The organism is Kitasatospora sp. NPDC004531 (genome assembly GCF_053602195.1).
The window spans coordinates 20331-32093 of record NZ_JBSGDD010000084.1 but is presented as its reverse complement, the minus strand read 5'-3'; the positions used below and the strand labels follow the sequence as shown (position 1 = coordinate 32093).

13 protein-coding genes are annotated in these 11763 nt (G+C 76.2%); 7 read left to right on the top strand and 6 right to left on the bottom strand.

Annotation, left to right across the window (positions count from 1 at the left end; genetic code table 11):
- The coding region (locus ACWEMJ_RS27005) for a LysM peptidoglycan-binding domain-containing protein (RefSeq protein ID WP_452139727.1) at positions 1–473 on the top strand (473 nt) is incomplete at its 5' end.
- Positions 474–598: 125 nt separating this feature from the next.
- Here the strand turns inward: ACWEMJ_RS27005 and ACWEMJ_RS27000 are convergent.
- Both ACWEMJ_RS27000 and ACWEMJ_RS26995 read right to left on the bottom strand, forming a co-directional pair.
- Positions 599–955 (bottom strand): immunity 51 family protein, encoded by a 357-nt coding sequence (locus tag ACWEMJ_RS27000; protein WP_452139726.1) that lies wholly within the window; start codon positions 953–955, stop codon positions 599–601.
- Between the two features lie 41 nt (positions 956–996).
- Positions 997–2061, bottom strand: a complete 1065-nt coding sequence (locus tag ACWEMJ_RS26995; RefSeq protein WP_452139725.1) for a YihY/virulence factor BrkB family protein — start codon at positions 2059–2061, stop codon at positions 997–999.
- Positions 2062–2174: 113 nt separating this feature from the next.
- On the opposite strand from ACWEMJ_RS26995, the gene ACWEMJ_RS26990 reads away from it, so the two are divergent.
- The 4 genes from ACWEMJ_RS26990 to ACWEMJ_RS26975 all read left to right on the top strand — a co-directional run bounded on the left by ACWEMJ_RS26990 (position 2175) and on the right by ACWEMJ_RS26975 (position 6329).
- Positions 2175–3368: a mechanosensitive ion channel family protein gene (locus ACWEMJ_RS26990; RefSeq protein WP_452139724.1), complete on the top strand. Its 1194-nt coding sequence runs from the start codon at positions 2175–2177 to the stop codon at positions 3366–3368.
- 74 nt (positions 3369–3442) lie between these two features.
- Positions 3443–4438, top strand: coding sequence for a hypothetical protein (locus tag ACWEMJ_RS26985; protein WP_452139723.1), 996 nt, complete (start codon positions 3443–3445; stop codon positions 4436–4438).
- Positions 4435–5685, top strand: a complete 1251-nt coding sequence (locus ACWEMJ_RS26980) for a sensor histidine kinase (RefSeq protein ID WP_452139722.1) — start codon at positions 4435–4437, stop codon at positions 5683–5685. The genes ACWEMJ_RS26985 and ACWEMJ_RS26980 overlap by 4 nt, the downstream gene beginning before the upstream one ends.
- Entirely contained in the window at positions 5682–6329 is a 648-nt protein-coding gene (locus ACWEMJ_RS26975) for a response regulator (RefSeq protein ID WP_452139721.1), read from the top strand. Before ACWEMJ_RS26980 ends, ACWEMJ_RS26975 begins: the two co-directional genes overlap by 4 nt.
- Before the next feature lie 18 nt (positions 6330–6347).
- Here ACWEMJ_RS26975 and ACWEMJ_RS26970 read toward each other — a convergent pair whose 3' ends face one another.
- On the bottom strand, positions 6348–7280 hold the full coding sequence (locus ACWEMJ_RS26970) for a polysaccharide deacetylase family protein (protein WP_452139720.1): 933 nt from the start codon (positions 7278–7280) through the stop codon (positions 6348–6350).
- An 83-nt stretch (positions 7281–7363) separates the two neighbouring features.
- Here ACWEMJ_RS26970 and ACWEMJ_RS26965 point away from each other — a divergent pair, with 83 nt between their 5' ends.
- Positions 7364–7966, top strand: coding sequence for an ankyrin repeat domain-containing protein (locus ACWEMJ_RS26965; RefSeq protein WP_452139719.1), 603 nt, complete (start codon positions 7364–7366; stop codon positions 7964–7966).
- A gap of 9 nt (positions 7967–7975) precedes the next feature.
- The gene (locus tag ACWEMJ_RS26960; RefSeq protein ID WP_452139718.1) at positions 7976–9559 is read left to right on the top strand and encodes a sensor histidine kinase; all 1584 of its coding nucleotides are present in this window, start codon (positions 7976–7978) and stop codon (positions 9557–9559) included.
- 26 nt (positions 9560–9585) lie between these two features.
- On the opposite strand, the gene ACWEMJ_RS26955 is transcribed toward ACWEMJ_RS26960, so the two are convergent.
- From ACWEMJ_RS26955 to ACWEMJ_RS26945, 3 genes are all read right to left on the bottom strand, one after another.
- Positions 9586–9921, bottom strand: a complete 336-nt coding sequence (locus tag ACWEMJ_RS26955) for a hypothetical protein (protein WP_452139717.1) — start codon at positions 9919–9921, stop codon at positions 9586–9588.
- Positions 9922–10016: 95 nt separating this feature from the next.
- Positions 10017–10976, bottom strand: coding sequence for a hypothetical protein (locus tag ACWEMJ_RS26950; RefSeq protein WP_452139716.1), 960 nt, complete (start codon positions 10974–10976; stop codon positions 10017–10019).
- Between the two features lie 52 nt (positions 10977–11028).
- Positions 11029–11721 (bottom strand): AAA family ATPase, encoded by a 693-nt coding sequence (locus ACWEMJ_RS26945; RefSeq protein ID WP_452139715.1) that lies wholly within the window; start codon positions 11719–11721, stop codon positions 11029–11031.
- Positions 11722–11763 lie beyond the last annotated feature (42 nt).

Below are 11763 nucleotides of genomic sequence, written 5' to 3'. Positions count from 1 at the left end.
AGGTGCTCGCCTCCCAGGGCCCCGGCGCCTGGCCGGTGTGCTCCGTCAAGGCCGGTCTGACCAAGGGCGGCACCCCGGCCCAGGTCGACACCTCCTCGGCGAGCACCGCCGCCACGGCGACCCCCAGCGTCACCAAGACCACCAAGCCCGCTGCCGCGCAGAGCGACAAGGCCGCGGTGAACACCACCGCCGCCGACGACGCCGCCTCGCGTTCGCAGACCCGGGCGCAGGCCCCGCAGGCCGCCGACCAGGGCGCGAAGAACAAGACGGCGCAGGGCGAGCAGTCCTGGAAGAAGCACAACGCCGGCGCCGCGAAGGCCGACGGCGGCAGCTACACCGTCAAGTCCGGCGACACCCTGAGCGCGATCGCCGCCGCCAACGGCACCACCGTGGACGCGCTGTTCAAGGCCAACGCCAAGACCATCGGCGCCAGCGCCGACGTGATCTTCCCGGGCCAGGTCCTCTCCGTCTGATCCGGACGCCCGGCCCCACCGGTCCGCACCGCGGACCACCCGCACACGCCGACGGCCGCCCCTCATGTCGGGAGGGGCGGCCGTCGGCGTTCGCGCGCCCGGGACCGGCCGGGCGGAACGGCCGGTCAGTCGAACCAGTCGGGCTCGGCGGCGTCGATCAGCTCGCGCAGCGTCGGCCGGTCGCGGAAGGCACCCGACAGCAGCGCGCCGAGTTCGCGCAGCGCCTCCGCGTCGTCCCCGTACGCCACGAACATGCCGGCCTCCGGGTCGTAGCGGAACCGGCCCTCCAGGTGCGGAGCGCGCGAGCGGACCGCCGAGCGGGCCACCGCCTCCCAGCCGTAGCCGCCGTTCTGCTGCCCCGCCGCCTCGAACACCTCGTCCACCGCGACCATCCGATCGTCCGTCAGCATCAGGCAGTACGAGCCCGGCCGGTGCTTGTACTCCAGGAACACCAGCGGGGCGTAGGTCTCACGATCAGTCATGGCCCGGACGCTATCGGCGGGCACCGACAGCGCCCGGCCGGTCACCGCCGCCCGTCGCCGCCGTCGCGCCCGGGGCCGCCCCCGCCCCCGGGGTCCTCGTCGCGCCCGGGGTCCTCGTCGGGCTTGCCGGATGCCTCGGGATCGTCGCCCGCCGAGGTGTCGAACTCGACCTCCACGTGCTGCTCGGGCCGCCGCTCCTCCTGCCGGGCCAGCGCCGCCAGCACCTCCAAGTCCGGCTGGGTGAGCGGGGGTTGGAGCAGCGAGCGGGGCCACAGCCGGCGGGCCAGCACCACGTTGGTCTCGGCCGCGTAGACGGTGATCTGGGAGGCCAGGTACAGCCAGGACAGCAGGCCGATGACCGTCGCGAAGAAGCCGTACACGGCGGTGGCGTGCCGCAGCTGGTGCGCGACCAGGGCCGCGCCGAACGCCTGCAGGCCGGTGAACAGCGGGCCCGCCACCAGGCTGCCCGGCAGCAGCCGGCGGGTCGGGACCTCCTTCGGGGTGAGGATCCGCAGGCAGGCGACGAACAGCGCCGTGTTCAGCACCGCCGACAGCACCAGGGCACCGATCCGGGCGGGCACGCCGCCCAGGGTGGTGGAGACCAGCGCGGCGGCGGCCGTGGTCACCACCAGGCCGATCCCGAGCGCCCCGAACAGCGCCAGGCTGCGCGCCAGCCGCGGAAAGTAGCCGGGCCGCCGCACACCCGGGACGTTCCACACCTCGGCCATCGCGTGCTGGAGCACCTGCGCGATGTTCAGCGCACCGTAGAGCAGACCGAGGACACCGATCACCAGCGCCAGCCCGCTGCCCTGCACCGAGTGCACGTTCTCCCGCAACTGGTCGCCGATGATCGGAAAATCCGCCAACGCGGAGTCGACCACCCGCTGCTGCGCCTCCGGATGACCGTGCAGCACGAAGCCCAGCACGGTGGAGAGCAGAAGCAGCAGCGGGATCAGCGACACGAAGCCGTAGTACGTGATCAGCGCGGCCAGCAGGCCGCCCCGGTCGTCGCCGTACTTCTTCATCACGCCGAACACCACGGCCGGCGGCCGGAACCGCTGCTGGGTGCGGTCGACGGCGCGCAGCGCGCGTTCGATCGGATTCACGGGCCCGTCCTCCCTCGCCGAATGGCCGATCCCCACCCTGGCCGATCGGCACCCCGCGTATGCCCGGCCGCGCCGGAGCCATCGCACACCGGTGGCGAGGGTCACTCCGGGGTGTGAATCCGCGTCCGGCGGAAAGGCGGCCAGGGCCCTGCCGATCCGCGGGGCACAAGGCGGCACAAGCGGCACAAGGTGGCCTGGACGGCCTGGACGGCCTGGACGGCCTGGACGGCGCGGACGGCGCGGACGGCCTGGACGGCGAGGAGGCGGACGGCGTGTGGTGGAGCGCGGTACGGCTGGCGGTGGCCGGCGCGGCGGTGGCACTGGTGCTCTGGGCGGCCGACCGGACGGCCGGGCTGACGGCCCGCCGGCTCGCGGCCCGCTCCGGCGGCGCCGTCCCGGACCTGCTGCGCGGCTGCCGGCGGCCGATGCTCGCGGTGACGGCCTGTCTGCTGCTGCTCGCCGCCGCGCCGTGGGTGCGCGCGCCGCAGGGTGTCGGCCACCTGCTGGCGCTCGCCACCATCGGCTCCTGCGCCTGGCTCGCGGCCCGGGCCGCCGTGCTGGTGCTGGACGCGGCGGTGCGGCTCGCGGTGCGCCGCCGCGACGCGGCGTGGGCGGGCCGGGCCCGCACCCAGGCCGGGCTGCTCGGCCGCATCCTGCAGGCCGGCATCGCGCTGCTCGCGCTCGCTGCGATGCTGATGACCTTCCCGGCGGTCCGGGTCGTCGGCACCAGCCTGCTGGCCTCCGCCGGACTGGTCGGCGTGGTCGCCGGCATCGCCGCGCAGAGCACCCTGTCCAACCTGTTCGCGGGCATCCAGATGGCCTTCGGCGACCTGGCCCGGATCGGCGACGTGGTCGTGGTCGGCGGCGAATGGGGCACCGTCGAGGAGATCACCCTGACCGCCGTGGTGATCGCCACCTGGGACCAGCGGCGGATCGTCATGCCGATGTCCCACTTCGCGGGCCGCCCGTTCGAGAACTGGTCGCGCCGCTCCTCCCGGATCACCGGCACCGCCCTGCTGCACCTCGACCACCGCACGCCCGTCGACCTGCTGCGCGCCGAGTTCGACGACTACCTCGCCAAGCACCCGCGCTGGGACGGCGAGGGCAGCGCCCTGCAGGTCGTCGACACCACCCCCAGCACCCTGGTGGTGCGCGCCCTGGCCACCGCCGCCGACGCCGACGACGCCTTCGTGCTCCGCTGCGACCTGCGCGAACACCTGGTGGCGTTCCTGCGCGACCACCACCCGCAGGCCCTGCCCGGGATCGCGATCTCGACCGTCCCCGGCCCGCGCACCGCCGACTCGTAGCTCCCCCGAACGGGGGAGCCGCGTCCCCGCTCCGGGGGAATCGGCGCACCCCGGGCCGTTGCGATCGTCGAGCCATGACGAAAATACCCACCCGCCGGGGCACCGCCCGGCTGCGGACCGCCCTGTGCGTCGGAACGATCGCCGCGACCCTGCCCTACCTGGCACTGAAGATCGCCTGGATCGCGGGCAGCGACATCGGCGTCCACGGCGACGACATGCGCAGCGGCACCATGATCGGCGCCAACCTGGCCACCCTCGCCATGGACGCCGTCGCCGCCGTGGTCGCCCTCGGCCTGGCCCGCCCGTGGGGGCGGCGGATCCCCGGCTGGCTGCTGGTCCTCCCGATGTTCGTCGCCACCGGCCTGCTCGCGCCGATCGCCCTGGTGGTGCCCGTCTCCGCCGTCGTCGGCGCGTTCACCGGCGGCTTCTCCTCCGGCGGCGACCCCAGCCAGGGCCTGATCGAGGGCTGGGTGTTCGCCGTGGTCTACGGCGGCTTCGGCCTCCAGGCGATCGGCTTGGTCGGCGGCTTCCTGCTGCACGCCCGGGAGCGCTGGGCGGCCGTGTTCACGCTGCGCCTGCGCGACCTGCCGGCCGGCCCCGCCGACGGGGTGCGGCGGTTGGTCGTCGCGCTGGCCGCCGTGATCGGGCTGGCCCCGGTGGCGATCCAGCTGTCCTGGGCGTTCGGCGGCCACGCCCTGCGCCCCGGCGACACCCGGCAGGCCGCGCAGGCGCTGGTCGTCGACGGCGGCTACGCCGTGCTCACCCTGGTCGGCCTGCTCGGCATGGTCGCGCTGACCTGGCGGCGGCGCGACGGCCGGTCGGCCCGCGGCGCGCTGGCGATGTCCTGGGTGGGCACCGGCACCTCGTTCGGCTGGGGCCTGTTCTGGCTGATCGCCTCGACCCTGGACAACCCGATGAGCAAGGGCGCGGACATGCGCGGCCTGGCCCTGGTGGGCGGGCTGCTGGCGCTGTCCGGCGCGGTGCTCGCGACCGTGCTGGCGCTGCTGGTGACCGAGGCGGCGGGGGCGTCGGAGCGCGGCGCCGACCGGGGTGGGATGATCCCGGCGTGACGCTTTGGGGGGAGGTCCGGCGGGCCGCGTCGGCGCTGCTCGGCCGCGCGGCCCGGCGGCGCTGGGCGCTGCTGATCCTGGGCGGCGCGATGATGACGCCGTTCTGGTTCGTGCTGAACATCGCCCTCGCGCCGCTGTTCCCGACCGAAAGATCACTGCTGGTCCAGTTCGCCGCCTACCTGGCGGCGCTGCCCCTGGTCGCGGCGACCGCCGCCGCGCTGCCGTTCGTCCGGCAGCTGGAGTCCGCGATCGTCCGCACCCTGCTGCCGCTCGGGGCCCGCTGGGAGCGCGACGAGGACGCGGCGGCCTCGCGCGGACGGACCGCGCTGTGGGCCGTGCTGCACCTCGGCCTCGGCGCCCCCGTCGCCGGGGCGACCATGGCGACGCCGCCCGCCGTCGTGGCGCTGGCCGTGCGCCCGTTCCTGGACGCGCCGCCGGGGTGGCTCGGCGCGGTGCCGGCCCCGCTCGCGCCGCCCGCCGGGGCGCTGCTCGCCCTGCTGCTGCCGCTGGCCGCCCGGGCGGCCGGCCTGGCCCTGGAACGCTCGGCGCCCGCGCTGCTCGGACCGTCCGCCGCCGAGAGGCTCGCCCAGGCCGAACGCCGCACCGCCCAGCTCGCCGAACGCAACCGACTGGCACGGGAGTTGCACGACTCGGTCGGCCACGCCCTCGGCGTGGTCACGCTCCAGGCGGCCGCCGCCGGACGGGTCCTGGACCGCGACCCGGCCTTCGCGCGGGGCGCCCTCGCCGCCATCGAGGAGGCCGCCCGCGCGGCCGCCGACGAACTCGACCACGTCCTCGGCCTGCTCCGCGAGGAGAGCCCCGGCCGCGCCCCGCAACCCGACCTGCGCGACGTCCACCGCCTCGCCGACTCCGCCCGCGCCGCCGGCTCACCCGTCGCCCTCACCGTCGGCGACCTGGACGCGACGCCCGCCGTGGTCTCCCGCGAGGCCTACCGGATCGTCCAGGAAGCCCTCACCAACGCCCTGCGGCACGCCGCCGGTTCACCCGTGCAGGTGAGCATCGAGGCCGAGGCGGGCGAGCTGCGCCTGCTGGTCTCCAACCCGCTGCCCGCCCGCGTCCGTGCCTCCCGGCGCGGCGGGCGCGGCATCCGGGGCATCGCCGAGCGCGCACAACTCCTCGGCGGGCAGGCCGAGTTCGGCCCGGTCGAGGGCTGCTGGCGGGTCGCCGCCCGGCTGCCCCTGACGCTCGCCCGGGCCACCCACGACCACCCAGGAGGGGACCTGTGACCACCGCGCCGATCAGGGTGCTGATCGCCGACGACGAACCGCTGGTGCGCTCCGGCCTCGCCGTCATCCTCGGCGCCGAAGCCGACATCGAGGTGGTCGGCGAGGCCGACACCGGCGCGCAAGCGGTCGCCCTCGCCCGCTCGCTGACCCCGGACGTCGTCCTCACCGACGTCCGGATGCCCGCCCTCGACGGCATCCAGGCCGCCCGGCGGATCCTCGACACCGTCGTCCCCGCACCCCGCGTCGTGGTGATCACCACCTTCGAGAACGACGACAGCGTGCACGACGCGCTGCTCGCCGGCGCGGCCGGCTTCCTGCTCAAACGCTCCCGGCCGGAGGCGATCGTGCAGGCCGTCCGGCTCGCCGCGTTCGGCGACACCCTGATGTTCCCCGACTCGGTGCGCGAACTGGCCCTGCGCCACCGCCGCGCCACCACCCCGTTCGCGCACCGGCTCTCCGACCGCGAGCAGGACGTGCTGCGGCTGATGGCCGCGGGCCTGGGCAACGCCGAGATCGCCCGGGAGCTGTTCCTCGGCGCGGAGACCGTCAAGACCCACGTCGCGAACGTCCTCACCAAGCTCGGCGCCCGCAACCGCACCCACGCCGTGGTCCTCGCCTACCGCGCGGGCTTCGTCGCCCCCTGAGGGCGGCGGCCCACCGGCTCAGAGGTAGTCCTCCAGGCGGGCGATCGCGAAGCCCTCGGCGGTGGCGGCGTCGACGACGCGGCGCAGCATATCGGTCATGGTGCCCCGCCAGCCGGGGGCCGGGGCGCGGAAGTGGGTGAGGACGATGTCGCCGGGGTGGAACCGCTCGTCGCTGTAGCGGTACTCGAGGTGGTCGGGGAACGCCTCCTCGGTCCACAGCGCGACGGCGGTGATCCCGCAGGAGGCGGCGGTGCGCAGCGCGGCGGCCGTGTACTCGCCGTACGGGGGGCGGAACAGGGCGGGGCGGGCGCCGAGTTCCCGCTCCAGGCGGTCCTGCTGCCCGCAGATCTCGCGGTGCAGGGCGTCGGCGCCCAGGCGGCGCAGGTCGGGGTGGTTCACGGTGTGGTTGCCGACGTCCACGCCGTGGTCGCGCAGGCCGCGGAAGTAGTCGTAGTCGGAGCGCGCCAGGTAGTCGGAGAGGAACACCGACAGCGGCACGTCCAGTTCGGCGACCATCTCGGCGAACCCGGGGTCCTTCTCGGCGCCGTCGTCCACCGTCAGGAACACCACCCGGTCCTCGGTGGGCACCCGGCGCACCACCGGCGGCAGCCCGTCGGCGAGCAGGACGTTCGGCCCGGCGACGAGCTCCGGCTTCTCGGCGGGCGCGGCGGGCGCCTTCAGCGGCAGCGCGGCCAGCCCCCACGTGCGGGCGACGGCGAGCGCGGCCTGCCGCTCGGCCTGCTGCCTCGCCCCCTGCTCGGCGGCGCCCAGCCGGCCGTTCGCCTCCTGCCCCGCCGCGCCCTGCGGCACGCCGGCGGCGGGCCGCGCGACGGCCGGCGGCGCGGCGGGGGTGTCGGCCCGCTCCTCGACGTCGAGGGCGGAGCAGCCGACCGCGAGGGCGGCGAGGGCGGTGAGGGCGGCGGCGAGCGGGCGGCGGTTCTTCGACGGCATACCGGCAGACAATCCCTTTGTCGCACCGGCGGCAATCGTTCTCCCCCACACGGAGCACCCCCGCCCTGGCATGATCGACTCCCATGAGCGACGCCATCGAGCCGACGGACCACGACCACGACGGATCGCGCTACCCCTGGCCCACCGCACCGCTGGAGCGCGCCGTCCTCGACGGCTGCGCCGAGCACGTCGCCGCGGAGCTCCGGGCGGGGGAGCGCCCGCACCAACCGGCCGGGGAGTGGCGCGAGTTGACGCTGCTGTGTCAGGCCCTGACGCGCGGGCACACCGAGGTCGCGCGCCTGCTGCTCGCCGCCGGAGCGCCCGTCGGACCGCAGGCCCGGGGCGACATGTACCTGCCGCTGTCGCTCGCGGAGACGCCCGAACTGGTCGACCTGCTGATGGAGTACGGCGCGGAGGTGGACGACCGTCGGGTGCACGGAGTGTCGGCCGTCGAGTGGGCGGCCGCCCGGCTGGACGCCCGGACGGTCCGTCACCTCCTCATCCGGGGGGCCGTCCCCACTCCGAACGCGTACGCCCGCGCCTGCTCCGCCGTCGCCCGCGCACCGGAGCGGGCCGCGGCCTTCGAGGAGGTCCGGGAGGCGATCGGCTGGGGCGCGTTCCTGCGCCACCACTGGCCGGCGACCGGCGGGCGACCGTCGTCCCCGACGGCCGGTTCGGGCCGCTAGGGTCAAAGGGTGATACGTAGGTGGGTGGAGCGGGCGGTGCCGGGGCCCTGGTCGTGGTGGCTGGTGGTCCGGGAGGCGCTGGGCGGGCTCGCGGTGTGCGGGCTCGCGGCGCTGTTGCAGGGGGCCGACGACGGCGGGTGGCCGTCGTCGCTGGTGGTGGCCGCCAGCGGGGCGCTGTTCCTGCTGCGGCGCGGCTTCCCCGGGCCGGTGCTGGTGCTGTCGTCGGGACTGGTCGGCGGGCCGAGCGGCTTCCTGCCGCTGCTCGCCGCGGCCGGCTACTCGGCGGGCCGGCGGATCACCCGGCCCTGGCACGCGCCCGCGTACTTCGGCGCCGGCTTCCTGCTGACCTTCGCCGTCGGCCTGGCCCAGAACCGCCGCGACCACCTGCCGCTGCCCGGGCTGCTCGCCGTCTGCGTGATCGGCTTCCTGCTGCTGGGCGTGCTGCCCGCACTGCTCGGCCGCTACCGCTCGCAGCGCCGCGCCCTGCTGGACAGCCTGCGCGAACGCAACGAACAACTGGTCCGCGAACGCGTGATGATCGCCCACCAGGCGCGGCTGCGCGAACGGCACCGGATCGCCCAGGACATGCACGACAGCCTCGGCCACCAGCTCGCCCTGATCGCCGTGCACACCGGCGCGCTGGAAGTGGACAGCACCCTCGGCGAGCGGCAGCGCGAGGCCGTCGGCGTGCTGCGGCAGGCCGCGACCGGCGCGATGCGCGAACTGCGCCAGGTGGTGGGCCTGCTGCGGGACGACTCGGCGCCGGCGGCGGGCGGCGTGGACGCGATCGACCGGCTGGCGGAGAGCTCGCAGGCGGCGGGCGCCCTGGTGGAGCTGCGGCACGAGGGCAAGCCGCGCGAACTCGCCGCCGCGACCGGCCACGCCGCGTACCGGATAGCCCAGGAGGGCCTGACCAACGCGCACAAGCACGCGCAGGGCGCGCGGATCCTGCTGACGGTCCGCTACGAGCGGGACGCCGTGATGGTCGAGGTGGTCAACGAGCCCGGCGGCGACGGCACGGCGGCGGTCTCCGGCGGCCAGGGCCTGACCGGACTGCGCGAACGGGCCCGGCTGCTCGGCGGCACGATCCAGGCCGGGCCGCGCTCCGACGGCGGCTTCCGGCTCAGCGGCCGCCTCCCGTACATCTCCGAGGGGGCGCTGGACGCCATCCCCGAGGACGAGGAACTGCGGGAACTGGCAGGGCAGTTGATCGGCCCGGAGAAGCGCCGCCGGAGCCCCGCGCTGGGCTGCGCGCTGGGCGGGGCCGCCGTGCTGGGCGTGGTCGGCGTGGTCGCCGCGATCGGGACGCTGATGTTCGTCAGCTCGATGCGCGACGCCACCGTCTCCACCGAGCTGTACGACTCGATCGAGGTCGGCCGCTCCGAGGAGTCGGTGAACGGCCTCCTGCCGGTCGGCAGCGACTTCCTGACCGGCGACTTCAAGAAGCTCGGCCCGCCGGTGCCGGAGGGCGCGCGCTGCCGCTGGTTCGCGGGCGACGTCCCCACCGGCGACAACGGCGCCCAGGATGTGGTGCGGTTCTGCTTCAAGGACGGCGAACTGGTGGAGAAGCAGCACTTCCGGGGCCGGCTGTAACAGCCGAGGGCCGGCCCCGGAAGGACTCAACGCGCCGTGAGGCCCAGCTGCCCGGCGCGCTCCGCGTGCTCGCGGTGGATCCGGGCCAGCGCCCGCAGGCGGAACGGATCGTCCCCGGGGATCGCCGCCGCGGCCTCCAACGCCTCGTCCAGCAGGCGCAGTTGGAGGTCGCGGCGGAGCAGCACCGGGTGGTGGCGGGTCAGTTCGACGGCGGCCAGCGCCAGCTTCGGCAGGTGCACGGCCGGGTTGTCCCGGGCCAGCAGGCGGTGCGCCCGGTAGGCCTGCCACGGGGTGGGCGGCTCGCTGCCGGCCAGCAGCACCCGGGCACGCAGGGCCAATTCCTGATCGACGTGTGCGGACACACGACTCCCATCAACTCGTCCGAACGGGGGGATTGCGGACGAGTCTGCGCCCGAACGAGCCTGCCGGACAAGGGCGGAGAAGTGTGCGTCCGGTCCTACCGCGGGCGCTCGTGAGCAGGCAGAATGGGGGTCGACACGCTGCCGGCGGAGCCGGGCTCCGCACCGGGCGCGGCCAGCGCCGCCGCCAACCGGGACTCCACCGCGTCGAGTTCGGCGGTGGCCTGGGCGCGCAGCGCGGGCAGCAGGGCGAGGGCGGCGCGGGCCGCGTCCGGATCGGGCTCCGGGTCCCGGTGGGCGGCGGCGACGGCCGCGCGCAGCGGCAGGGTGGTCAGCGCGGTCTCCCACGCGGTGCGGTGCACGCCCGTCGCGTAACGGGCGGTCAGGTACTCCAGCGGGCTCAGCGCGAGGGCCGACCCGTCCGCGGGCCCGGCCAACCGCGCCTCGGGCAGCAGCCAGGCGACGCCGTCGCGGGCCACCAGGTCGAACGCGCGGGCCAGGTCCGGCCCGCCCGCGCCGCGCCCGGCGGCCGCCGAGGAGGCCGCCAACAGCCGCTCCAGCATGGCCGCTTCGCGCGGATCGGTGGTGCGGTCCGGGTGCTCCCGGTCGGCGAGCAGCTGCTCCAGGTGGTAGCGCTGCCCCCAACTGCCCACCGAGCGGTGCATCGCCCCGGCCCGGGTCTCCCGGATCGCGGCCAGCACCAGCGCCCGGGTGGTCAGGTCGCGCCGCACCGCGAACTCCTCGTCCGGGAACAGCCGTTCCAGCGCGCAGCGCACCGCCGTCACGGTCGGGCCGTCGTACCAGCGCAGCGTCCAGCGGCGCCCGGCCTGCTCGTACTGCGGCTCGATCGGGACGCGGAACTGCACCGACAGCCGGTCGGCGATCCGCCGCACCCGCGGGCCGCGCTGCGGACGCGCCGGCGCGGGCGGGAGCGGGGCGTCCTGGCCCGGGGCGTCCGGGAGTTGGGCGTCCTGGCCCGGGGCGGGCGGCAGCGGGGCGGACGGGACGGGGGCGGCGGCGGGCGTGCCGGGGCCCGGGGTGGGGTCGGGGGTGCGCATGGCCGGAGACTAGCCAGCACCGGGCCGGGCGACGGGCGACGCGCGGGCCGGCTCAGCCGTTCGCCGCAGCCCCCGCCGCGGCCCGCTCCGGCACCGCCGACGGGCACGGCACGGGCACCGGCCGACCGGCCGGCGACGGCGACCGCGGCCCGGACGGCGGCAGCGTGAAGCCGATCGCCGCCAGCCGGGCCGCCGAGGCCCGCGGCAGCAGCACCGCCGACGCCACCCCCGCCGGCAGCGGCGCGTCCGCCGTCACCAGGGCGCGCAGCGCGGCGGAGGCCCGGCGGTGGCGGGCGAAGGCGTACCGCGACACCCGCCGCCCGCGCCGCCGCTGCCCGTCGGCGGCCTGCGCGGGCGTCGCGTCCAGCAGCAGCAGGTGCAGGCGGCGGCCCTGCCGGTGCGCGGTGCGGGCGATGGCCCGGCGCACCCAGGGCAGCGCCCCGCAGTCGTGCACCACCAGCGGCCCGCCGGCCCGCAGCGCCGCCCGCAGCCGCAGGTAGTGCGCGGCCCGGACCAGCGGCCGGTACAACGCGTACGGAACACCCGGCAGGGCGGTGGCGAAGCGCTGCCGGGTGTGCTGGGAGTCGATCACGGGCGCCTGCGCGCAGCGCGCCATCAAGGTGCTCTTACCGCTGCCGGGCAGCCCGGAGACCACCAGGACGTCACCCGCCGGGTAGGCCAGCACGGCCGGCGCGGGACGGTCCGTCAGATCGTGCCGGTGGTGCGGACGCAGCTCGGCATGCACACGGTCCCCCTCAAGAGTGTGCCAAATGAACGTCATGTCAAC

Coding starts and splice junctions, on each gene's coding strand:
- ACWEMJ_RS27000 (WP_452139726.1), bottom strand. CDS start 955: ATGACTGATCGTGAGACCTACGCCCCGCTGGTGTTCCTGGAGTACAAG.
- ACWEMJ_RS26985 (WP_452139723.1), top strand. CDS start 3,443: ATGACGAAAATACCCACCCGCCGGGGCACCGCCCGGCTGCGGACCGCC.
- ACWEMJ_RS26970 (WP_452139720.1), bottom strand. CDS start 7,280: ATGCCGTCGAAGAACCGCCGCCCGCTCGCCGCCGCCCTCACCGCCCTC.
- ACWEMJ_RS26965 (WP_452139719.1), top strand. CDS start 7,364: ATGAGCGACGCCATCGAGCCGACGGACCACGACCACGACGGATCGCGC.
- ACWEMJ_RS26950 (WP_452139716.1), bottom strand. CDS start 10,976: ATGCGCACCCCCGACCCCACCCCGGGCCCCGGCACGCCCGCCGCCGCC.